Source organism: Kitasatospora sp. NPDC022856 (assembly GCF_055561235.1).
The window spans coordinates 1-21841 of sequence record NZ_JBVHHE010000050.1 but is presented as its reverse complement, the minus strand read 5'-3'; the positions used below and the strand labels follow the sequence as shown (position 1 = coordinate 21841).

At 74.3% G+C, this 21841-nt stretch carries 18 protein-coding genes; 11 read left to right on the top strand and 7 right to left on the bottom strand.

Annotated features, from left to right (window positions below):
• Position 1: 1 nt before the first annotated feature.
• The 3 genes from ACZ34W_RS34025 to ACZ34W_RS34015 all read right to left on the bottom strand — a co-directional run bounded on the left by ACZ34W_RS34025 (position 2) and on the right by ACZ34W_RS34015 (position 2953).
• Complete coding sequence (locus tag ACZ34W_RS34025) at positions 2–1294, bottom strand: coenzyme F420-0:L-glutamate ligase (protein WP_465609695.1); 1293 nt, start codon at positions 1292–1294, stop codon at positions 2–4.
• Positions 1291–2250, bottom strand: a complete 960-nt coding sequence (gene cofD, locus ACZ34W_RS34020) for a 2-phospho-L-lactate transferase (RefSeq protein WP_329487925.1) — start codon at positions 2248–2250, stop codon at positions 1291–1293. The genes ACZ34W_RS34025 and cofD overlap by 4 nt, the downstream gene beginning before the upstream one ends.
• A gap of 64 nt (positions 2251–2314) precedes the next feature.
• The gene (locus tag ACZ34W_RS34015; protein ID WP_352289044.1) at positions 2315–2953 is read right to left on the bottom strand and encodes a cysteine dioxygenase; all 639 of its coding nucleotides are present in this window, start codon (positions 2951–2953) and stop codon (positions 2315–2317) included.
• 606 nt (positions 2954–3559) lie between these two features.
• Here ACZ34W_RS34015 and ACZ34W_RS34010 point away from each other — a divergent pair.
• The 3 genes from ACZ34W_RS34010 (at position 3560) to ACZ34W_RS34000 (ending at position 9631) form a co-directional block, all read left to right on the top strand.
• Complete coding sequence (locus tag ACZ34W_RS34010; RefSeq protein ID WP_148644569.1) at positions 3560–3832, top strand: WhiB family transcriptional regulator; 273 nt, start codon at positions 3560–3562, stop codon at positions 3830–3832.
• A 225-nt stretch (positions 3833–4057) separates the two neighbouring features.
• A complete protein-coding gene (locus ACZ34W_RS34005) occupies positions 4058–7933 on the top strand; it encodes a glycosyltransferase family 2 protein (RefSeq protein WP_465609692.1) in 3876 nt (1291 codons plus the stop codon).
• A gap of 6 nt (positions 7934–7939) precedes the next feature.
• A complete protein-coding gene (locus ACZ34W_RS34000; protein ID WP_465609690.1) occupies positions 7940–9631 on the top strand; it encodes a DUF5719 family protein in 1692 nt (563 codons plus the stop codon).
• 54 nt (positions 9632–9685) lie between these two features.
• Here the strand turns inward: ACZ34W_RS34000 and ACZ34W_RS33995 are convergent, their stop codons facing one another.
• Positions 9686–10138, bottom strand: coding sequence for a metallopeptidase family protein (locus ACZ34W_RS33995; protein WP_329487921.1), 453 nt, complete (start codon positions 10136–10138; stop codon positions 9686–9688).
• A gap of 162 nt (positions 10139–10300) precedes the next feature.
• On the opposite strand from ACZ34W_RS33995, the gene ACZ34W_RS33990 reads away from it, so the two are divergent.
• The 6 genes from ACZ34W_RS33990 (at position 10301) to ahcY (ending at position 16809) form a co-directional block, all read left to right on the top strand.
• Positions 10301–10666 carry a DUF3499 domain-containing protein gene (locus tag ACZ34W_RS33990; RefSeq protein WP_329487920.1) on the top strand — a complete coding sequence of 122 codons (366 nt, stop codon included), beginning with the start codon at positions 10301–10303 and terminating at the stop codon, positions 10664–10666.
• A gap of 164 nt (positions 10667–10830) precedes the next feature.
• Positions 10831–12216: a phosphomannomutase/phosphoglucomutase gene (locus tag ACZ34W_RS33985; RefSeq protein WP_329487919.1), complete on the top strand. Its 1386-nt coding sequence runs from the start codon at positions 10831–10833 to the stop codon at positions 12214–12216.
• 149 nt (positions 12217–12365) lie between these two features.
• Positions 12366–12548: a Trm112 family protein gene (locus ACZ34W_RS33980; protein ID WP_329487918.1), complete on the top strand. Its 183-nt coding sequence runs from the start codon at positions 12366–12368 to the stop codon at positions 12546–12548.
• An 87-nt stretch (positions 12549–12635) separates the two neighbouring features.
• Positions 12636–13886, top strand: a complete 1251-nt coding sequence (locus ACZ34W_RS33975) for an SIS domain-containing protein (RefSeq protein ID WP_465609687.1) — start codon at positions 12636–12638, stop codon at positions 13884–13886.
• 180 nt (positions 13887–14066) lie between these two features.
• Complete coding sequence (locus ACZ34W_RS33970; protein WP_465609685.1) at positions 14067–15041, top strand: cation diffusion facilitator family transporter; 975 nt, start codon at positions 14067–14069, stop codon at positions 15039–15041.
• 319 nt (positions 15042–15360) lie between these two features.
• A complete protein-coding gene (ahcY, locus tag ACZ34W_RS33965; protein WP_329487915.1) occupies positions 15361–16809 on the top strand; it encodes an adenosylhomocysteinase in 1449 nt (482 codons plus the stop codon).
• Between the two features lie 66 nt (positions 16810–16875).
• Here ahcY and ACZ34W_RS33960 read toward each other — a convergent pair whose 3' ends face one another.
• Together ACZ34W_RS33960 and ACZ34W_RS33955 are read right to left on the bottom strand one after the other, a co-directional pair.
• Entirely contained in the window at positions 16876–17916 is a 1041-nt protein-coding gene (locus ACZ34W_RS33960) for a hypothetical protein (RefSeq protein WP_465609682.1), read from the bottom strand.
• Positions 17913–18425 (bottom strand): SigE family RNA polymerase sigma factor, encoded by a 513-nt coding sequence (locus ACZ34W_RS33955; RefSeq protein WP_329487913.1) that lies wholly within the window; start codon positions 18423–18425, stop codon positions 17913–17915. The genes ACZ34W_RS33960 and ACZ34W_RS33955 overlap by 4 nt, the downstream gene beginning before the upstream one ends.
• A gap of 120 nt (positions 18426–18545) precedes the next feature.
• Between ACZ34W_RS33955 and ACZ34W_RS33950 the strand changes: the two genes are divergently transcribed.
• Positions 18546–19184, top strand: a complete 639-nt coding sequence (locus ACZ34W_RS33950) for a hypothetical protein (RefSeq protein WP_329487912.1) — start codon at positions 18546–18548, stop codon at positions 19182–19184.
• A gap of 54 nt (positions 19185–19238) precedes the next feature.
• On the opposite strand, the gene ACZ34W_RS33945 is transcribed toward ACZ34W_RS33950, so the two are convergent.
• On the bottom strand, positions 19239–20189 hold the full coding sequence (locus tag ACZ34W_RS33945; protein ID WP_465609679.1) for an RDD family protein: 951 nt from the start codon (positions 20187–20189) through the stop codon (positions 19239–19241).
• A gap of 230 nt (positions 20190–20419) precedes the next feature.
• Between ACZ34W_RS33945 and ACZ34W_RS33940 the strand changes: the two genes are divergently transcribed.
• Positions 20420–21424 carry a stage II sporulation protein M gene (locus tag ACZ34W_RS33940; RefSeq protein ID WP_329487910.1) on the top strand — a complete coding sequence of 335 codons (1005 nt, stop codon included), beginning with the start codon at positions 20420–20422 and terminating at the stop codon, positions 21422–21424.
• Positions 21425–21841: the final 417 nt, after the last annotated feature.

Here is a 21841-nt window from a genome sequence, read left to right as displayed (position 1 = left end):
CCTACCGCACCTCGACGAAGGCGTCGGCGCCGCGGGCCGGGCGGTCGCGGGGCGGTTCGGCGGGGCGGCCGACCGCGACGGCGCCCATCGGGTCCCAGCCGACCGGGAGGTCGAGGGCCGCGCGCACGGTGTCGCGGCAGAACATGGTGGACGAGACCCAGGCCGTGCCGTAGCCCTCGCCGGCCAGGGTGACCAGCAGGTTCTGCACGGCGGCGCCGATGGCGACGGTGAACATCTCGCGTTCGGCGGCGGCGCGGCGCGCGTCGGGGTAGTCGTGCGAGCCGTCCATCACCAGGCAGGGGACGACCAGGTAGGGCGCGTCGCGCAGGACGTCGCCGCGGGCGGTGCGCCGGGCGATCAGCGCGTCGTCCCAGCCGTCCAGCTCGCGCAGGTCGCGCTGCCAGGCGGCGAGCATCGCGTCCAGCAGCCGGGTGCGGACCGCGGCCGACTCCAGCAGGACGAACCGCCAGGGCGTGGTGTGGTGCGGGGCGGGCGCGGTGACGGCGGCGGCGACGGCGCGGCGGACGGCGCCCGGGTCGACCGGTTCGGGGGTGAACGCGCGGATGGTGCGGCGCAGGGTGACGGCCTGCCGGACCGCCTCGGAGGTGCCGAGCCGGAACATGTCGTCCGCGGCGGCGCGCACCAGTGGGCGGGCGCCCGCGCCGTCCTCGGCGGTGACCAGGTGGCCGAGGCCCCGGACCACGGCGACCGGGGTGCCGGTGGACTTGCCCTTGACCAGGTCGGCGGCGGCGGCGAGTTCGTCGGCGGTGGCGGTGACGGTCATCGCCAGTTCGTTGCCGTGGCTGTCGGTGCGGCCGCGGTGGTCCTCCAGGACGGGCAGTCCGGCGGCGCCGATCGCGACGTCGGTGAGGCCGTTGCGCCAGGGCCGGCCGAAGGTGTCGGTGACGACGACGGCCAGCCGCAGCCCGGTCAGCTGCTGGAGGCGGGCGCGCAGCGCGCGGGCGGAGGCGTCCGGGTCCTCGGGCAGCAGCAGCACGGTGCCGGCGGCGGTGTTGGAGGCGTCCACCCCGGCGGCGGCCATCACCAGGCCGTTGCGGTTCTCGACGATCCGGACCGGGCCGCGCCGGGCGACCACCCGGACGGTCTCGGCGTCGATCGCGGCCTCGCGGTCGGCGGCCCGCAGCACCCGGCCCTCGGCCTTGCTGACGATCTTCGAGGTGACGAGCAGGATGTCGCCGTCCCGGTACGTCCCGGCCTTGGCGATCAGCGCGGCGAGGTCGGCACCGGCGTCGATCTCGGGCAGGCCCGGGACGGGCAGGACGTGCAGGGTCACGCCCGCACCAGCTCGGCGAGCGCCAGCGCGGCCCGGGCCATCTCGGCGGTCGCCGCGACGTCCGTCATCAGCAGCGGCACGGCCCGGCAGGCGATCCCGCCGGCCTCGACCGCGCCGACCGAGGCCTCGTCGGCGGTGTCCACCAGCCAGCCGTCCAGCAGGTCGGCGCCGTAGTCCAGGGCGACCGCCGCCGCGGTCGCCTCGACGCCGACGGCGGCCAGCACCTTGTCGGCCATGCCGCGGACCGGGGCCCCGCCGATGATCGGGGAGAGCCCGACCACCGGTGCCGCGGCTGCGGCCACCGCGGCCCGGATGCCGGGCACGGCGAGGATGGTGCCGATCGAGACCACCGGGTTGGACGGCGGGAACAGGATGACGTCGGCGGCGGCGATGGCCTCCAGCACACCGGGCGCGGGCTTGGCGGTGTCCGCGCCGACCGGGACGATCGCCTCGGCGTCGACGGCGGCGTGCAGCCGGACCCAGTACTCCTGGAAGTGGATGGCCCGGGTGCCGTCCGCGTCGGTGATCCGCACGTGGGTCTCGACCCGGTCGTCGCTCATCGGCAGCAGCCGCACGCCCGGCTGCCAGCGCACGCAGAGCGCCTCGGTGACCTGGCTGAGGGTGTACCCGGCGGTGAGCATCTGGCTGCGGACGAGGTGGGTGGCGAAGTCGCGGTCGCCGAGCCCGAACCACTCGGGCCCGACGCCGTACTCCTTCATCTCGGCCTTGATCGACCAGGTCTCGTCGGTGCGGCCCCAGCCCTGCTCCTCGTTGATGCCGCCGCCGAGGGTGTACATCACGGTGTCGAGGTCGGGGCAGACCTTCAGGCCGTAGAGGTGGATGTCGTCGCCGGTGTTGCCGATGACGGTGATCTCGTCCTGCGGGCCGAGGGCCTCCTTGAGTCCGCGCAGGAAGCGCGCCCCACCGATTCCGCCTGCCAGTGCCACGATGCGCATGCGCCCATCCTGCCACGGCCCGACTGGCCGTCAGCCCGGTCCGCGGGCCGCCGCCCGCCGGTCGTCAGCGGGCCTCGGCCTGCTCCTGCGGGTGCTGCTCGGGGACGGTGGCGCCGCCGCCGTACTGGTTCATCTCGGTCAGGCCGGGCGTGTAGAGGTGGATGGAGACGGCGGGCTCCAGCGCGCCGTTGACCACCTCGTGCAGGTACCCGGAGGAGAACACCCGCTGCCCGCCCGGGCGCAGGGTGCGGGCACCCTCGCCCGCGTGCGTGAGGGAGCGCTCGATCAGCTCGCCCCGGACGACGCTCATCACCCCGGAGGAGACGCCGTGGTCGTGGAAGCCGCTGCTCTGGCCGGGCAGCCAGCTGAGCAGCCAGACCTCGTAGCCGGGGCCGGTCTCCAGCCGGGCGTACCAGCGGGTGAGCGCGTCGTAGCGGACCAGCGGCTCCCAGCGGGCGCGGTCGGCGGCGATCTCGCGGACCAGCCGGGCGTAGCCGGCGACGGTGGTGGGGTGGCCGGGCAGGTCGGTGCGGGCCAGGTGCGGGAAGGCCAGCGGGTCGCCGGCGATGGAGACGTCGCTCAGTCCGTCGGCCCAGCCGCGGGCGGGCCGGGCGGCCGCCGGGGGAGGCGTGGTGGGCGCGAGGCCACGGCGGGTGAGCTTGTTGCGGTCGCGGTTCCGCTTGCGGATGCGGTTCATGCGCACGGGAGTCGTCCTCGGAGTACGGCTGGTTCGACAGGGATCAGCCGGATCCGGGATGTCCTGGGGCGGGAATCGCGGGCGGCCTCTGTGCTTCCTGGGCGGCGCGCGGTGGGACAGCGGGCGCCTAGATACAGGAACAGAGGCGACAACAGGGGTTCACGGCACGGCGGAGCGCGGAACCGCTCCGGGGGCGAGTGAACTCTGACATGTGGGAAAGGAGACCGCATCGAGCGCTCCGGTGTCAACTCATGAGCCGGGGCAATCGGGCGGGATAGGCCATGAACTACCCGATGGGGTGATAAATCACCCTCTAGGTTTCGATGGGAAGATCGCCGGGAAGGCAGGCCGATGACCGACCTGTGACGATGACTGCGCGTCACGTGGTGGAGGGTTGTAAGGGTTCGACGGGATCCGGGCTGTTAGTCCGATGTGTCCAGATATGTACACTATTCGTAACGGCTTGGTGCCGGGGAGTGAATCCTGGCCCCAATACCAGAGCTCGGCTTGACTGGGCCAGAGTGACGCAACTGTAATTTCTCTCGTGTCGTCCGCCGCACGAGGCAACGGCAACCACGGGGACGCCAAATAGGGGCAGAGGAGGCGCGCCACATGAGCGAGCTCTTTGAGCTGTTGATCGGTGACGGCATCGAGGAGGAGGAAGAAGAACTCGGTTGGCAGGAGCGCGCGCTGTGCGCCCAGACCGACCCCGAGTCCTTCTTCCCGGAGAAGGGCGGCTCCACCCGCGAGGCCAAGAAGGTCTGCCTCGCCTGCGAGGTCCGCTCCGAGTGCCTGGAGTACGCCCTCGCCAACGACGAGCGGTTCGGCATCTGGGGCGGCCTCTCCGAGCGCGAGCGCCGTCGGCTCAAGAAGAGCGCGGTCTGACCGGGCGGCCCCTGGCCCTGCTGACCCTCCGACAACCGCACAGCTCGACGGGCGCCTCACCGCGACGGTGGGGCGCTTCCGTGTTTCCGGGCCCTCGCGCGGCCCGGTGCGCACAGCTCCTCCACGGCCCGCGGACGGCGGCGCCATCCGGAGCCGTTAGTGTGGTGCGCCATCCGGTTGCCGTTCACCGGCTGTGTCCACCGAGAACTGGGGCCCGCGCACTCGATGACCGTCTACAGCCACCAGAGCGGCTTCACCGCTGCCAGGCCGCCCGCCTATCCGCGCCACCTGGTCACCGCGGTGATCGTCTCGCACGACGGGGCCCGCTGGCTGCCACAGGCCCTCGCCGGCCTGCTCGGCCAGGACCGTCAGGTCCAGCGGGTGCTCGCCGTCGACACCGGCTCCACCGACAGCTCCCCGCAGTTGCTCGCCGACACCCTCGCGGACTGGCTCCCGGAGAGCGGCCCGATCGTCCTCGGCCGCCGGGCCGGCTTCGGCACCGCCGTCGGCGAGGCCGTCTTCAACAGCCCGCCGCTGCGCCCCGAGGACCTCCCCTACCGGCTCGACCCGTCCGGCTACGACCCGGTCACCGGCGGCTGGGACGACTTCGGCGACCCGCTCGGCCACGAGGACGACCTCGGCCGCGGCGGCCCCAGGGAGACCCAGCCGGTCGAGTGGCTCTGGCTGCTGCACGACGACTGCGAGCCGCAGACCGACGCGCTGCGCCGCCTCCTCCAGGTCGCCGACTCCACCCCCAGCGCCGCCGTCGTCGGCCCCAAGCTGCGCAGCTGGTACGACCGCCGCCAGCTGCTGGAGGTGGGCGTCACCATCGCCCGCTCCGGCCGCCGCTGGACCGGCCTCGACCGCCGCGAGCAGGACCAGGGTCAGCACGACCAGGTCCGCCCGGTGCTCGCCGTCTCCACCGCCGGCATGCTGGTCCGCCGCGACGTCTTCGAGGAGCTCGGCGGCTTCGACCGGGCGCTGCCGCTGATGCGCGACGACACCGACTTCTGCTGGCGGGTCAACGCCGCCGGCCACCGCGTCGTGGTCGCCCCCGACGCCGTGCTGCGGCACGCCGAGGCGGCCAGCCGCGAGCGCCGCGCGATCGACTGCGGCCCCTCCCACCCGCACCGGCTGGACAAGGCCGGCGCCGTCTACACCCTGCTCGCCAACTCCAAGGGCGCGCTCTTCCCGTACGTCCTGCTGCGGCTGGTGCTCGGCACCCTGCTGCGGGTGGTCACCAACCTGCTCGGCAAGGACCCGAAGCAGGCCTTCGACGAACTCGCCGGTCTCGGCCACGAACTGCTCCGGCTGCCCCGGCTGCTGGCGGCCCGCAAACGCCGGGCCCGGCTGCGGGCCGCCGACGCCCTGGACGACCGCTCGCTCTTCCCGGCGCCCGGAGCCACCGCCCGGCTCGCCGTCGAGGGCGTGATCGGCTCGCTCGGCATAGGGGGCGGCGACGACTCCGGGGCCGGCCGGCACGGCTCGGTCGAGGCCGGCCCGGGCGACGAGGACTCCGAGGACCTGGTCGTCGAGCAGTTCACGCTGATCAAGAAACTGGCCCGTCGCCCGGCGCCGGTCCTGTTCGCCGCGCTGCTGGTCTTCGCGCTGGTCGCCTGCCGCGCCCTGTTCGGCGCCGGCGCCCTGTTCGGCGGCGCGCTGCTGCCCGCCACCGGCGGCGCCGGCGGCCTCTGGTCGATGTACGCGGACGCCTGGCACCCCGTCGGCACCGGCTCCACCGCGGCGGCGCCGCCGTACCTCGCGGTGCTGTCGGTGCTCTCCTGGGCGCTGTTCGACCACGCCGACCTCGCGGTCACCCTGCTGGTCGTCCTCGCCGTGCCGCTCGCCGCCGTCAGCGCCTACCTGGTCTCCCGGCCGCTGCTCGACTCCAAACTGGTCCGTGCCTGGGCCAGCGCCACCTACGCCCTGCTGCCCGCGGCCACCGGCGCGCTCGCCCAGGGCCGGATCGGCACCGCCGTCCTCGCCGTCCTGCTGCCGCCGCTGGCCCGCGCGGCCGCGATCTCCGCCGGCCTCGGCATCCGCGCCGAGAGCGCTGCCAAGGGCGCCCGGCCCGGCTGGCGCCCGGTCTGGATGACCGTCCTGCTGCTCACCCTCGCCACCGCCTTCGTGCCGCTGGCGTGGGCGCTGGCCGTGCCGCTCTGCCTGGCCATGCTCGCCGCCGCCGTGGTGCGCGGCGGGGCGTTCGGCTCCGGCGGGGCCGCGCTGCGGCTGCTCGGGCTGCGCGTGCTGGTGATCCTCGGCGCGCCGGTGCTGGTGCTCGCGCCCTGGTCGCTGCAGGTGCTCTCGCACCCCCAGCTGCTGCTGCTGGAGGCCGGTCTGCCCGGTCTGCACGGCGGCGGAGCGAACGCCGTCGGCCTGCTGCTGGTCAACCCGGGCGGCGCCGGAGTGCCGCCGGTCTGGCTGTCGGCGGGCGTGGTGCTCGCCGCGCTGGCCGCGCTGCTGCGCGCCGACCGCCGCCGCGCGGTGCTCGCCGCCTGGGGCGCCGCCGGCGCCGGCCTGGTCTTCGCGGTCGCGGTGGCGGGCACCTCGGTGACCCCCGCCTCCGGCGGCCCGGCCGTGCCCGCGTGGGCCGGCCCGGCCTCGCTGCTCGCCGGCATCGCCCTGCTGGCCGCCGCCGCGATCGGCGCCGACGGCGCCAACGCCCGGGTGGCCGGCATCGCCTTCGGCTGGCGCCAGCCGGTCGCCGCCCTGGTGGTGGCCGCCGCGGTGCTCGCCCCGCTCGGCACCGGCGTCTGGTGGGCCGTCACCGGGGCCGACGGCCCGCTGCACCGGGCCCCGGCCGCCCAGGTGCCCGCGTTCATCGCCGAGGAGGCCGGCACCAGCGACCGGGCCCGCACCCTGGTCGTCACCGGCGACCCGAAGGGCGGCTCGGTCCGCTACACCCTGGTACGCGGCGCCGGGGTGACGCTCGGCCAGGCCGAGTCCACCGTGGACCCGGCCACCGGCACCACCGAGCGCCTCGACAAGGTGGTCGGCAGCCTGCTGGCCGGCTCCGGAGCCGACCAGGCCGAGGCGCTGTCCGACTACGGCATCGCCTACGTGCTGGTCGACCAGCCGGCGATCGGCGCCTTCAAGGACGTCCTGGACACCACACCGGGCCTGGTCAAGGCCAACCAGGACGGCGGCACCGCGCTCTGGCAGGTCAACGGCACGCCCGCGACCCGCGCCCTGATCACCGCCCCCGGCACCACCCCCGTGGCGGTGCCGTCCGGCGAGCGCGACCTCGGTACCGCCGTTCCGGCCGGTCCCGAGGGCCGGGTGCTGCGCCTCGCGGAGGCGGCCGGCCCCGAGTGGAAGGCGACCCTCGACGGCACCGCGCTGGAGGCGACCACCGTCGACGGCTGGGCGCAGGGCTTCAAGCTCCCGGCCGCCGCCGGCAAGCTGGTGGTCACCCGTGAGGGCGGCCTGCTGCACACCGGCTGGATCTGGGCCCAGCTGCTGCTCGGCCTGACCGTCCTGGTGCTGGCGCTGCCCGGCCGCCGCAACCACAAGGACGACGACCTGCCCGAGGAGGTCGTCGCCGCCGCCGCGCTGGCGGCCGCCGCCCAGGCGCAGGCGCCCGCCCCCGGCAGCCGCCGGGCCCGCCGGATGGCCGAACGCGGCGAAGGCGGCGACGGGGACGGCGAGGGCGGCGTGTACGAGGGCCGTCCGGGCGCGATCCCGCCGCAGCCCGCGGGCGAACCGCCGGTCGAGGCGGTCCAGGCGGCCGCGGCCGTCCAGGAGGCCGAGCAGTACGCCGACCCGTACCAGACGTACCAGCAGGCCGACCCGTACAGCTACGGCTCCTACCCGGCCCAGCAGCCGACCGCCGCGCCGTACGGCGGCGGCCAGGAGTACGGCGGCGACGGGTACCAGCAGCAGGCCTACCCGCAGGGCGGCCAGCAGGGCTACGACCCGTACCAGCAGGACCAGCAGTACGGCGGCTACGACCCCTACCAGCAGGACGGGCAGCAGCCGTGGGTGCCGGGGCAGCCGCAGGGCGAGCCCTACTACGACCCGAACGATCCGAATGACCCCAACAACCCCAACAACCCCAACGGGCCGGGCCGGTACCCGCACCACCACGGATCGGGGAGCTGACCCGCCATGAAGAAGCCCGCCTTCCCGAAGAAGTCCAAGGGCCGGACCGGCTCCGGGGCACCGGACGAGGCCGCGTTCGCCGCAGCCGGCCCCGCGGGGTCGTCCGGAGGGACGAAGACGACCCAGTCGCTGCTGGCCGCCGCCGCGGTGCTCGCCGTGGTGTTCGGGGTCGCCCAGGTGCGCCCGCCGGCCACCGCGGCCGGCCCGGACCAGGTCGGCGCCGCGACCTCGGCGCAGGTCGAGCGGACCGCCCTGGTCTGCCCGCAGCCGCTCCAGGGCCTGACCGGCTCGACCACCCTCACCGCCTACACCCCGCCCGGCACCGGCACCGGTGGCGACGCGGCCGCCGGAGTCGGCTGGGTCGCCGACGCGGCGGCGCCCGCCACCGCGCCCTCGGCCCCCGCCGCCCCGGCGCCCTCCGCTCCCGCACCGTCCGCCCCGACGGCCGCCGCCACCACCGCGCCGGTCGCGGCCAAGGACACCGCGCCCGGCGACGCCCGGCTGAACCTGACCAAGCCGGGCGCCCCCGTGGTCGCCCCCGCCGCCAACAGCGACAACGCCCCCGGGACCGGCGCGGTCGCCACCGGCGCCCTCGCGCCCGGCTTCACCGTGACCCAGACCACCACCGTCACCGAGCAGCGCGGCCAGGGCCTCTCCGGCCTCACCTGCACCCCGGCCGGTACCAGCTTCTGGTTCGCCGGCGCCAGCACCGCGGGCGACCGGGTCGACTACGTCAGCCTGGTCAACACCGAGGCCACCGCGGCCGTGGTCGACATCAAGCTGTACGGCGACAAGGGCCTGATCGAGAACGACGCCGCCAACGGCATCACCGTCGCCCCCGGCAGCTCGCAGTCGGTCCTGCTGCCCACCATCAGCAAGGGCCAGGTCGCCGACCTCGCGGTGCACGTCGTCGCCCGCAGCGGCCGGGTCGGCGCCGCCGTGCACGCCGCCGACGGCAGCAAGGGCGCCGACTGGGTGCCCGCCTCGGCCGCCCCGGCGCCCGTCCAGGTGCTCCCGGGCCTGCCCGCCGACACCGCCAACGCCCACCTGGTGGTCTGGGCGCCGCCGGAGGACGACGCGGACCTGAAGATCCAGCTCTCCGGCAAGAACGGCCTGTTCACCCCGGCCGGCAACGAGTCGATCCACGTCAAGGCGGGCATGGTGGCCGCCGTCGACCTCGGCAAGGTCACCCGGGACGAGGTGGCCGGCCTGCGCCTGTCACCCACGGACGACAAGCACCCCACCCCGGTGGTGGCCGGCCTGCGGATCGACCGGGTGGGCCAGAACGGCAAGTCCGACGCCGCCTGGCTGACCGGGACCGCCCCGGTCGGCGCCCGCGCCACGGTGGCCGACAACCGCGGCGGCGGCCCGACCACGCTCTTCCTCACCTCCACCGGTGAGGCCGCCAAGGTCAAGGTCACCGCCTCGGCCGGCAGCGGCGGGGGCACCCCGGTCAGCAAGGACGTCGAGCTGCCCGCCGGCGGCACGGTCGCCGTCCCGGCGCCCGAGCCCACCGGTCTGAACGGCGCCTTCGCGCTGACCGTGGAGACCGTCTCCGGCGGGCCCGTCGTCGCCGCCCGGATGCTGGCGATCCCGACCAAGGACGTCCCGATGTTCACCGTCCAGGCGCTCCGCGACGACCGCAGCAGCGTCAAGGTCCCGCGGGCCGCCCAGGACCCGGCGGTCGTGCTCCGCTGACGCCATGACGGAGGGGCGGTACCCGGCACCGGGTACCGCCCCTCCGTCGTCGGGTCACTCCTCGTCGTAGCGCGGGTCGATGGCGTCCGGCGACAGCCCCAGCAGCTCCGCCACCTGCTCGATCAGGATCTCGTGCACCAGGGCGGCGCGGTCCTCCCGCGACTTCGCCCGGATCTCCACCGGCCGGCGGTACACCACGATCTGGCTCTTGCGCCCCTGCCGGCCCGGCGACACCTGCCCCAGCGGCACCCCGCCGTCCGTGTCCGGCCCCTGCGCCTCGCGCAGCGGGACCTCCTGGACGGCGAACTCCACTTCGATCAGCTGAGGCCAACGCCGTTCGAGACGCTCCACCGACTCGCGCACGTAGTCGTCGAACAACTCGGAGCGGGTGAGCGAGATCGGCACCTGCGGAGGCGCCAGCGGGCCGCGCAGACCCCTGCCGTGCCGGTCGCGGTGGCGCGGGCGGCGCGAAGGTCCCGTCGATGACTGCGGTGCAGAGCTGTCCATATCACTGCCGAGGGTAGTCCTTGGACGGTCGGAAGTGGACCACCTCGACAGCGAACGGCCAGGGCGGCGGGTGCACGGACGGGCGCGCGGAGCGCGACACGGCACGCCCTCCGGACAGGCGGTCTTCGCTCCCCGGCGAGGAGTGCGGTACCGTCCACCCTCGTGAGCTCTGTACGTCGTTGTTCGCGGACCGCGTGCGGCCGACCGGCCGTCGCGACGCTGACGTACGTCTACGCGGACTCCACCGCCGTCCTCGGCCCGCTCGCCACCTACGCCGAGCCGCACTGCTACGACCTGTGCGCCGAGCACGCCGAGCGCCTCACCGCCCCGCGCGGCTGGGAGGTCGTCCGGCTCGCCGCCGAGGCCGGTCCGCTGCGCCGCAGCAGCGACGACCTCGAAGCGCTCGCCAACGCCGTCCGCGAGGCCGCCCGCCCGCAGACCCCCCGTCAGGGCCGAGGCCCCGACGGCGAGTCCACCGAGGCCGGCCGCCGCGGCCACCTGCGCGTGCTGCGCTCGCCCGACAACTGACGGCCCGCCCCGCCCGCACCGGGCGAGGAGCGGCCACCCGGCCCCGGTACGCTGCCCGTCTACCGCCCGCCCGACGGCGCGGTGCCCCGACGTATCGTGACCCGGGGGCGGCCGGCCGGCCCCGGGAAGCACACCGATCAGACAGAGACCAGGGTGGAGCCGCAGTGCGCGACCTCAAGCAGCTCGTGAAGGCGTACGACGTTCGAGGCGTCGTCCCGGACCAGTGGGACGAGAGCCTCGCGCGGGCCTTCGGCGCCGCGTTCGTGCAGGTCACCGGAGCGTCCTCGATCGTCACCGGCCACGACATGCGGCCGTCCTCCCCGTCGCTGAGCCGGGCCTTCGCCGAGGGCGCCGCCGCCTACGGCGCCGACGTGGTCGAGATCGGCCTCTGCTCGACCGACCAGCTGTACTACGCCAGCGGCAAGCTCGACCTGCCCGGCGCGATGTTCACCGCCAGCCACAACCCGGCGCAGTACAACGGCATCAAGCTCTGCCGGGCCGGCGCCGCCCCGGTCGGCCAGGACACCGGCCTCGCCGACATCCGCGAGCTGGTCGAGTCCTGGACCGGCGAGGACGACACGGTCACCGTGCCCGTGCGGGACGTCAAGCCCGGCGCGCTGTCCGCCCAGGACACCCTGCGCGGCTACGCCGACCACCTGCTCGGCCTGGTCGACCTGACCGCGATCCGCCCGCTCAAGGTCGCCGTCGACGCCGGCAACGGGATGGGCGGCCACACCGTGCCGACCGTCTTCGACGGCCTGCCGATCGAGCTCGTCCCGATGTACTTCGAGCTGGACGGCACCTTCCCCAACCACGAGGCCAACCCGCTCGACCCGAAGAACCTCGTCGACCTGCAGGCCAAGGTCCGCGAGGTCGGCGCCGACCTCGGGCTCGCCTTCGACGGCGACGCCGACCGCTGCTTCGTGGTCGACGAGCGCGGCGAGCCGGTCTCCCCGTCCGCCATCACCGCCCTGGTCGCGGTCCGCGAGATCGCCCGGGCCAAGGCGGCCGGCGAGGACGAGCCGACCGTCATCCACAACCTGATCACCTCCTGGACCGTCCCCGAGGTGGTCCGCGAGCTCGGCGGCAAGCCGGTCCGCACCCGGGTCGGCCACTCCTTCATCAAGCAGGAGATGGCCGTCACCGACGCGGTCTTCGGCGGCGAGCACTCCGCGCACTACTACTTCCGCGACTTCTGGCGCGCCGACACCGGCATGCTGGCCGCGCTCCACGTGCTGGCCGCCCTCGGCGGGCAGGACGGCACGCTCTCCGCGCTCACCGCCGAGTACGACCGCTACGCCGCCTCCGGCGAGATCAACAGCACCGTCGCCGACCAGGCCGGCCGCTCCGCCGCCGTCCGCGCCGCGTACGCCGGCCTGGAGGGCACCACCGTGGACGAGCTGGACGGCCTCACCGTCGCCGGGCCGGACTGGTGGTTCAACCTGCGCGCCTCCAACACCGAGCCGCTGCTGCGCCTCAACGTCGAGGCCAAGGACCCGGCGCGGATGGCGGAGCTGCGCGACGGCGTGCTCGCCATCGTCCGCGGCTGACACCCGCCCGACGCACGCCCCCGGCGGGCGTCCCGAGGCGTGCGCCCGACGCACGCGCCTGACGCACGCCGCCTGTGCCCCGGCCGGTAGGGTTTCCTCCTGGCCGGGGCACCGCCGTGCCACCCCCGAGATCTGGAGCCCGACACCCCATGAAGCTCGAATCCTTCCTGCTGGAGATCCTGGTCTGCCCGCAGTGCCGGGCCGCGCTCACCGAAGGCGGCAGCGAGGAGCACCCCGAGCTGCTCTGCACCGGTGAGGGCTGCGGCCTCGCCTACCCCGTCCGGGACGGCATTCCGGTCCTGCTGGTGGACGAGGCCCGCCGCCCGGCCTGATCCTTGGGGCCAAGACCCGCAGGGGGCACGGACCCGTACCCGCCCCCGCCACCCCCAGCGCCCTGCCAGCAGCCGGAGGCCCGCCGCATGCTCGACGACACCCTGCTCGACGACCCGGCCGCCCTCCAGCGCGCCGACCGCGACCGCGCGCTGCTGGCCCTGGCCGGCGCCGGCGCACGGGTCCGCACCGCCCTGCGGCTCGCCGACGCGGCCGGCCTGGACCGGCTGCGCCCCGACGGCCGACCGCGCGCCGTGCTGGTGGCGGGCCACGGCAGCGCGCTGACGGCGGGCGAGATCCTCGCCGCGCTGGCCGGCACCGCCAGCCTGATCGCGCCGCTGCCGCCCACCGACGCGGCGGCGCCGCCGCGCACCGACCGGGCCAGCGCGCCGCCGGTGTTCGCCGACGGGATGGCCTGGCAGCTCCCGGGCTGGGCCGGACCGCTCGACCTGCTGGTGATCAGCTCCGCCGACGGCGGCGAGCAGGGCCTGGTCGCCCTCGCCGAACAGGCCTACGCGCGCGGCTGCGCCATCGTCGTCACCGCCCCCGCCGGCAGCAGGCTGGCCGAGGCCGCCCTCCAGGTCCGCGCGCTGCCGCTGCCCTACGTGCCGTCCAACCTGCCCGACGACGGCACGCCCCCGGCCGGGCCGGGGGCCGAGCCCGACCTCCCGGCCGAGGACCCGGCCGCGCTCTGGGCCCACCTCGCCCCGCTGCTGGCGCTGGCCCAGAAGCTCGGCGTCACCCAGCTGCCCTACGACGCGCCGGCCGCCACCGCGGACCTGCTGGACGAGGCCGCGGTGCGCTGCCGGCCGGACGCGGCCGCGTACACCAACCCCGCCAAGAGCCTGGCCGCCCGGCTGGCCGGTACCGTGCCGCTGCTCTGGGCAGAGGGGCCGGTGGCCGGCGCGGCCGCCGCCCGGTTCACCACCCAGCTCGCCGAGCGGGCCGGCCGCCCGGCGCCGGCCGGTCTGCTGCCGCAGGTGCTGACCGCGCACCGCGGCATGTTCGCCGGCCAGCTCGGCGCGGGGGCCGACCCCGACGACTTCTTCCGCGACCGGGTCGACGAGCCCGACCCGCTGCACCTCCAGGTGCTGGTGCTGCGGCACCTCCCGGGCACGCCGGCCCCCGGCGAGGAGGACCGGGGCCCGGCCGAGGTGCCGGCCGACGACGAGCGTCCGCGCAGCTACCCGGTCACCCGGGGGCAGCGGCTGGCCGCCGCCCACGACGTCCGGCTCACCGAGTACGCCACCACCCGGCCCGACCCGCTGCACGCGCTGGCCGACCTGATCGCGCTGACCGACTTCGCCGCCGTCTACCTGGGGCTCGCGGCGCAGTCCTGAGCCCGCGGCGCGGCGCCCTCCCGGGCCGGGGCCGCGGCGCCGTCCCGACCCCGCGGCGCGGCGGCCCGGTACCGTATGCGCTCGACGGACTCGGCCGGGGCGCGACCCGGCCGAGGCAGCACCCGACAGAGCAGAGCGCGGGCCGCCCGAGCGGCCCCCGGCGGAGGGATCCACACCGGCATGAGCACCGAAGGCGGTACCAAGGCCCTGGTCGCGGCCCTGGCGGCGAACCTGGGCATCGCGGTCAGCAAGTTCGTGGCCTTCGCGTTCTCCGGCTCCTCCTCGATGCTGGCCGAGGGCGTCCACTCGCTGGCCGACTCGGGCAACCAGGTGCTGCTGCTGGTCGGCGGCAAGCGCTCGCAGCGGGCGGCCACCCAGGAGCACCCGTTCGGCTACGGGCGCGAGCGCTACATCTACGCGTTCCTGGTCTCCATCGTGCTGTTCAGCGTCGGTGGCATGTTCGCCGTCTACGAGGGCTACGAGAAGATCGCCCACCCGCACGAGCTGGACAACTGGTACTGGCCGATCGGCGTGCTGGTGCTGGCGATCGGGCTGGAGGCGTGGTCCTTCTTCACCGCCTACCGCGAAGCCGTCAAGGACAAGGGCACGCACGGCTGGCCCGCCTACATCCGCCGGGCCAAGGCGCCGGAGCTGCCGGTCGTCCTGCTGGAGGACACCGGCGCACTGATCGGTCTGGTGCTGGCGCTCTTCGGCGTCGGCCTGACCGTGATCACCGGGGACGGCGTCTGGGACGGTATCGGCACCCTGGCGATCGGCCTGCTGCTGATCGTGATCGCCCTCGTGCTGGCATCGGAGACCAGGTCGCTGCTGATCGGCGAGTCCGCCCACCCGGAGGTGGTGGCCGAGATCCGCGACGCGCTGGTCGACCACGACTCCGTCGCCCGCGTGATCCACATGCGGACCCTGCACCTCGGCCCGGAGGAACTGCTGGTCGCCGCCAAGATCGCGGTCAACGCGGAGGACTCCGCCGCGCAGGTGGCGCAGGCCATCGACGCCGCCGAGATCCGCGTCCGCCGGGCCGTCCCGATCGCCCGGGCGATCTACCTGGAGCCCGACGTGTACAGCGCCGAGAAGGAGGCGCAGGGCGACGACCCGTACGCCACGCCCGGTGGACCGGTGCCCGGCGCGCACTGAGCACCCGCACCCCCGGGGCGGCGGTGCGCGGGCCGAAAAACGGTCATAGCGAGCCGCCGTCCGGGCCCGCCGGTGTAGATTCGTCACCAGAGCCAGAACGTCGCTGCTGATGGCGGTCGATCGGTGTTCCGTCCCCTGGGGGCGCGTACCGGTCGAGGGAGAGAGGTCCTCCGACGGTTTGTGCTGAGCAGCAGGGAACCGGTCCCGCCGCGGATCCGGTGGCCCAGGCGTTGCCGCGCACCCGTGCGTCCCCGCCGTGCCGCGACGCACACCCAGGACCTTTGGCCTTGCCCCATCCCCATCAGCGAGGAGCAGACGCATGTCGACCGACATCACCGGTGACTTCAAGGTCGCCGACCTTTCCCTGGCGCCGTTCGGCCGCAAGGAGATCCAGCTGGCCGAGCACGAGATGCCCGGCCTGATGACGATCCGCGCCGAGTACGCCGCCTCGCAGCCGCTCGCCGGCGCCCGCATCACCGGCTCGCTGCACATGACCGTGCAGACCGCGGTGCTGATCGAGACCCTCACCGCCCTCGGTGCCGAGGTCCGCTGGTGCTCCTGCAACATCTTCTCCACCCAGGACCACGCCGCCGCCGCCATCGCGGTCGGCCCGGAGGGCACCCCCGAGAACCCGCAGGGTGTGCCGGTCTTCGCCTGGAAGGGCGAGACGCTGGACGAGTACTGGTGGTGCACCGAGCAGGCGCTGACCTGGCCGAACGGCCAGACCCCGAACATGATCCTGGACGACGGCGGCGACGCCACCCTGCTGATCCACAAGGGTGTCGAGTTCGAGAAGGCCGGCTCCGCGCCGGACCCGTCGACCGCGGACAACGACGAGTTCCGGATCATCCTGGAGCTGCTCAACCGCACCCTGGTCGAGACCCCGAACAAGTGGACCGAGGTCGCCGCCACCATCAAGGGCGTGACCGAGGAGACCACCACCGGTGTCCACCGCCTGTACGAGATGCACCGCGACGGCAAGCTGCTGTTCCCGGCGATCAACGTCAACGACTCGGTCACCAAGTCGAAGTTCGACAACAAGTACGGCTGCCGCCACTCGCTGATCGACGGCATCAACCGTGCCACCGACGTGCTGATCGGCGGCAAGGTCGCGGTCGTCGCCGGCTACGGCGACGTGGGCAAGGGCTGCGCCGAGTCGCTGCGCGGCCAGGGCGCCCGCGTCATCGTCACCGAGATCGACCCGATCTGCGCGCTCCAGGCGGCGATGGACGGCTACCAGGTCGCGACCCTGGACGACGTCGTGGAGACGGCCGACATCTTCATCACGACGACGGGCAACAAGGACATCATCATGGCCTCGCACATGGCCCGGATGAAGCACCAGGCCATCGTCGGCAACATCGGCCACTTCGACAACGAGATCGACATGGCCGGCCTGGCCCAGCTGCCGGGTGTCGTGAAGACCGAGGTCAAGCCGCAGGTCCACGAGTGGCGCAAGGAGGACGGCCGCACCATCATCGTCCTCTCCGAGGGCCGCCTGCTGAACCTGGGCAACGCGACCGGCCACCCGTCGTTCGTGATGTCCAACTCCTTCGCCAACCAGACGATCGCGCAGATCGAGCTGTTCACGAAGACCGAGCAGTACCCGATCGGCGTCTACGTGCTGCCGAAGCACCTGGACGAGAAGGTCGCCCGTCTGCACCTCGACGCGCTGGGCGTGAAGCTGACCACCCTGACCAAGGACCAGGCCGACTACATCGGCGTCCCGGTCGAGGGCCCGTACAAGGCGGACCAGTACCGCTACTGATCAGGTGACGCGGCCGTGGCCGGCGCCCCTTCGCGGGGTGCCGGCCACGGCCGCGTCCGGGCCCGGTCAGCGCAGGACGTCGGTCGTCCAGGCGCTCTCGTCGGCACCCACGGACCTGATCTTCGCCAGCACCCCGGGGAGCCCGCCGATCGCCTCCAGCGCCGGGTTCGCCCCGGAGCGGGTCGACACGCAGATCCGCACGCCCTTGTCCACCTCGCACTCGCGCGGGTCGGCGCCCGGCGGAGCGACCGCGGGCTCGGCGGTCTCCGGCTGGACCATGACGTCGACCGAGAGCTTCTCGGCGGTGAGCGCCAGGCTGACCCGCCAGGGCTCGTCGATGACGGCCGAGGGCCGCAGCAACGACACCGCCGACACCTTGAACGCCGCCGGAAGCCCCGTCAGGTAGACCGGCAGCGGGAGGTCGGTCCGCCCGAAGCGGGCCCCGGCCGCGATCCGCAGCAGCGTCTCCTCCGGCTTGGCCTCCTTCGGCGCGTAGGCGTCCAGCTGCGCCCACCGGCCCGAGGCCGTCTCCCAGGACAGGGTCACCGGGTCGACCGGCAACGGGTTGTCGGAGACCAGCCAGTGGGCCGAACGCCCGTCGACCGGCGGAGCCGGGACCGTGTGCCGGCCGACGTGCGCGGGCTCGGCGTTCCCCGGCGCGAGCGACAGCGAGAGGTTCGGCGTGGACTGCCCCTTCGTCCACACCTTGGCGGACGTGTGCTCGGCGCCCAGCGCGTCGGCGTAGCCGTAGCCGATGCCGCCCGCCGCGTTCAGCGAGTCCGGCAGCCAGCCGAACCGCGCCTCGGTGAAGAAGGGGTCGGTGCCCGTGCGCGCGGCGGACGAGACCTGGGGGGAGCTCGCGGCGACGAGCGTGCCCGGCGCCTCCGGCGCGGCGCTCCCGCCGGCCGGCCGGGTCAGCAGCGAACCGCCCAGGACCGCTGCCGCCGTCACCGCCGCCGCCGCGCCCCACGCGGCCCCGCGCCGGCGGCGCAGCCGCGACCGGCCGCGGACGACGGCCCAGGCGGTGTCGACGGCGGACGGCGGGGCGGGCTCGTCGGCCAGCGAGCTCAACCGCCCCGTGAGGTTCTGGTACTCGTTGTTCGTCATGACGTCCTCTCTGCGGTGGCGGGGCGGGCGGCGAGGGAGACGCGGAGCGCCTCCAGACCGCGCGAGGTCTGGCTCTTGACGTTGCCGGACGAGCAGCCCAGCGCCTCGGCGGCCTGGTCGATCGTCAGGTCGCAGTAGTACCGGAGCACCACGGTGGCCCGCTGCCGCGGCGGCAGCGCGGCCAGCGCCTTGCGCAGGTCGAGGGAGGCGTCGAGGTCGACGCCCACGCTCGCCGTGTCGGGCGCCGTGCCGTTGCGCGTCGTCCGGCGCCACCAGGGTGACCGCTGCTCGGCGAGGAACGTGTTGACCAGCACCTTGCGGGCGTAGCCGTCGACGTTCTCGACCCTTCCGGCCCGTGGCCAGTTCACGTAGAGCTTGGTGATGCTCTCCTGGACCAGGTCGTCCGCGCGGTGCCAGTCCCCGCACAGCAAGTAGGCGACCTTGCGCAGCCAGCCGCTCCTGGACGCCACGTACTCGGTGAACTCCGCTTCGCGTGCCGTCTTCGCCATCCCTGCCCCCCTTCCGTAGTACCGACGGCGCCGAACCGCGCCGTCCACCCCCCTAATGCGGGCACCCCCGCCGAACGTTGCATGCCGAACGGCCGTGATCGTCCACGTAGGCTTTCGGGCATGCCCAACGGCCGGTACTCGCTCCACGACACCCATGACCACGTCCTGCTCGGCGAGGAGCGGTTCAGCTGCGCGCCCGGTCCGGCCGGCTGGCGGTACGTCTCCAAGACGTACGGGCCGGAGGGCCGGGTTCTCGGCACCCTCGACCTCACGCTGGACTCCCGGGCCCGGCCGCTGCGGACGGAGCTGAAGGCGGGCGGCTGGCAGGTCCGCGGCGGGGCGGTCGACGGGGTGGCCTGGGTGCGCACCGACCCGGCCGACCCGGCCGGGGAGCACGCGGTGGAGGGGCACGACCGGGCCCACGGCTTCGCCGGGCGCTCGCCGGCCTTCCTGGTCGCCACCGCCCGGCTGCTGCGGCTGCGGGAGGGGGCGAGCGCCAAGGTGCGGCTGGTCGCGTTCACCGAGCCGGTGCTGGCGCCGCGCACCTTCGACCAGGGCTGGCTGCTGGAGGCGGTGGAGACGCACGCGACGGACTCGGGGCCGCTGCTGGTCGAGCGCTACCAGGTGGCGGACCTGGAGACGGGCGAGCAGCAGGTGGTGCACCTGGCGGGGGACGTGGTGCTGGCCGCGGCGGGGGTGGAGCTGGAGGAGCTGGAGTCGCCGCCGAACGCCTGGCCGGTCGAGTTCGACGGCCGGTAGCGGGCGGCCGCCCGGGTTGCCCTGCGGGTCAGGCGGGCGGGTCAGGCGGGCGGGTCAGGCGGGCGGGGCGAATCCGGTGCCGGGGGCCGGCTGCGGGGCGGGGGCCGGCTGGGGCTGGGGTCGGGCCTGGGGCTGGGCTTGTACCGGGGGAGTCGTGGGCATCGCGGGTGCGGAGGCGGGTGCCGGTGCGGCCGGTGCCGTGGGCGGCTGGACGTGGGGCCGCGGCTGGTGCTGAAGTCCATAGCCCTGGGCCCTGGTCCACTCCCGCCGCTGGCGCTCGGTCAGCACCGCGCCGAGGTACGCCGCCGGGTGCAGCCCGTACGGGACGGGGTGGCCGGTGCGCGCGGCGAGGTCGTCGGCGAGCCGGGCGGACATCCGGTGCGCCACCGCCGGGTCCAGCTCGCCGACCCGGCCGAGCAGCTGGCGGATCGCCAGCCAGAGCGGCTCCGGCACGGCGGAGAGGTCCAGGGCGACCAGCTCGCCGCCGATCGTCTGCAGCAGCTGCGGGTGCACCGGCGGCAGCGCGTTCGCCGCACCGCCGCCCCCGGGCACCCGCTCGCGGACCACCAGGGTCCCCGCGAAGACATCGCCGAGCCGCTTGCCGTCCGCCGAGACCGCCGAGCAGATCGCCGCCGGCACCCCGCTCAGCACGATGATCTCGAAGAACCCGACCAGCCCGCGCACCAGCGAGTGCCGGAACCGCACCGGTCCGCCGTCGCTGCGCACCACCCGCAGGCCCAGCGCGGCCTTTCCGAGAGAGCGCCCCCGGGTGAGGGTCTCGACCATGACGGGCAGGCCGACCAGGAAGAACACCATCAGCCCGAGCAGGACGGCGGCGAGGGCCGCACCGTCGAGGTCGACCAGGGCGAAGCTCAGTACCAGGGACGTCACCACCAGTGCGGCGCCCTGTACGAGCAGGTCCAGCCCGGTCGCCAGCGCCCGGCTCGGAAGCTTCGCCGTGCGCAGGCCGAGGACGACCGCCTCGCCCGTCACCAGGTCGCTCAAGACACCCGTCCGTTCCCGTCGGTGGTTCATGGTCCGCGGTCCGCGGGGAGGGAAGGCCGTCGGATCGGCCCCCACGACCCCGTGATCTGCAGTCGTCAACATACGGGGCCGCGGACCCGCTCGGGAAGGGAGGTCCCGGCGGCCCGGGTGGCCGCCGCCCCTGGCATGCTGGGCCCACCTGTCCGCACCCCGCCTGCCCGCGCGCCCCGCGCCGACCATGGAGCTGCCGCATGGACCTGGACGTCTTCGTCGCCACCCACCAGGGGGAGTGGGCACGGCTGGACGCCCTCGCCAAGAACCGCCGGCTCAGCGGCGAGGAGGCGGACGAGCTGGTCACCCTCTACCAACGCGTCACCGGTCACCTGGCCAGGGTGCAGGCCGCCGCGCCCGACCCCACCCTGGAGGGCCGGCTCACCAGCCTGGTCTCGCGGGCCCGCGACGCCGTCACGGGCACCCGCACCAGCGGCTGGCGGGACGTCGCGCGCTACTACAGCGTGAGCTTCCCGGCCGCGCTCTACCGCTCGCGCCGCTGGTGGCTGCCGGTGGCCGTGCTCTCGCTGCTCGCCACCGCCGTGATCGCGTGGTGGGTCGCGACCCACCCGGAGGTCCGGAACAGCCTGGCCACGCCGGACACGCTCCGAGAGATGACCAGGCCCGGCGGCGAGTACGAGGCGTATTACTCGGACCGCCCGGCGAGCTCGTTCGCGGCCCAGGTCTGGACGAACAACGCCTGGATCGCCGTGCAGTGCCTGCTGTTCGGGATCGCGCTGGGCATCCCGGTGCTCTTCGTGCTGTGGAGCAACGTCCTCAACCTCGGCCTCGGGGTCGGGCTGATGGCCTCGGCCGGCCGGCTCGACGTCTTCCTCGGTCTGCTCATTCCGCACGGTCTGCTGGAGCTCACCGCCGTCTTCGTGGCCGGCGGGCTGGGCCTGCGCCTGGGCTGGACCATCATCGACCCCGGCCCGCGGACCCGGGGGACGGCCCTGGCGGAACAGGGCCGGTCCATCATCGGCATGGCCATCGGCCTCGCGACGGTGCTGGGGGTCTCCGGTGTCCTGGAAGCCTTCGTCACCCCCTCCGGCCTGCCCACCTGGGCCCGCATCACGATCGGCGCGCTGGCCGAGGTCGCATTCCTGTTCTACGCCCTCGTCCTGGGCCGGAAGGCCGCGGCGAACGGCGAGACCGGTGATCTGGACGCGGCCGATCGGGCGGACCTTCAGCCGGTCGCGGCCTGAGCCGATGTGATCGACATGCCGCTGACCTGCTACTCTTCTCGCATCCCGGTCAAACCATTGACGTGGCACGAGCGGGCTAGTAGGTTTCAACGGTTGGGACTGGTTGGACAACATCCGGTCCGAGGCGTTAGTGTCTACGACACCGCCGAATCAGGGCGATCGCATTTCACGAAGTGCGCGCCCTTTGACGAGGTAAACCCCCGGAACTGAGCACACCGAAAGCTTTGATAAGCTTCGGAGCGAAGTCGAAGGAAATCCCCCCAGCGGGAATTCAGAGAAACAAGCGCCGGTAAGAACGGCCGCGAGGATCTGATAAGCTGGGAACACGAAAGAACGAAGCGCCCGGAGGGCCCGCTGGAAGGCGGTCCGAAGGAAGTGTCCGTTCCTTGAGAACTCAACAGCGTGCCAAAAGTCAAC

Coding starts and splice junctions, on each gene's coding strand:
- cofD (WP_329487925.1), bottom strand. CDS start 2,250: ATGCGCATCGTGGCACTGGCAGGCGGAATCGGTGGGGCGCGCTTCCTG.
- ACZ34W_RS34010 (WP_148644569.1), top strand. CDS start 3,560: ATGAGCGAGCTCTTTGAGCTGTTGATCGGTGACGGCATCGAGGAGGAG.
- ACZ34W_RS34005 (WP_465609692.1), top strand. CDS start 4,058: ATGACCGTCTACAGCCACCAGAGCGGCTTCACCGCTGCCAGGCCGCCC.
- ACZ34W_RS34000 (WP_465609690.1), top strand. CDS start 7,940: ATGAAGAAGCCCGCCTTCCCGAAGAAGTCCAAGGGCCGGACCGGCTCC.
- ACZ34W_RS33995 (WP_329487921.1), bottom strand. CDS start 10,138: ATGGACAGCTCTGCACCGCAGTCATCGACGGGACCTTCGCGCCGCCCG.
- ACZ34W_RS33980 (WP_329487918.1), top strand. CDS start 12,366: ATGAAGCTCGAATCCTTCCTGCTGGAGATCCTGGTCTGCCCGCAGTGC.
- ACZ34W_RS33975 (WP_465609687.1), top strand. CDS start 12,636: ATGCTCGACGACACCCTGCTCGACGACCCGGCCGCCCTCCAGCGCGCC.
- ACZ34W_RS33970 (WP_465609685.1), top strand. CDS start 14,067: ATGAGCACCGAAGGCGGTACCAAGGCCCTGGTCGCGGCCCTGGCGGCG.
- ahcY (WP_329487915.1), top strand. CDS start 15,361: ATGTCGACCGACATCACCGGTGACTTCAAGGTCGCCGACCTTTCCCTG.
- ACZ34W_RS33960 (WP_465609682.1), bottom strand. CDS start 17,916: ATGACGAACAACGAGTACCAGAACCTCACGGGGCGGTTGAGCTCGCTG.
- ACZ34W_RS33955 (WP_329487913.1), bottom strand. CDS start 18,425: ATGGCGAAGACGGCACGCGAAGCGGAGTTCACCGAGTACGTGGCGTCC.
- ACZ34W_RS33950 (WP_329487912.1), top strand. CDS start 18,546: ATGCCCAACGGCCGGTACTCGCTCCACGACACCCATGACCACGTCCTG.
- ACZ34W_RS33940 (WP_329487910.1), top strand. CDS start 20,420: ATGGACCTGGACGTCTTCGTCGCCACCCACCAGGGGGAGTGGGCACGG.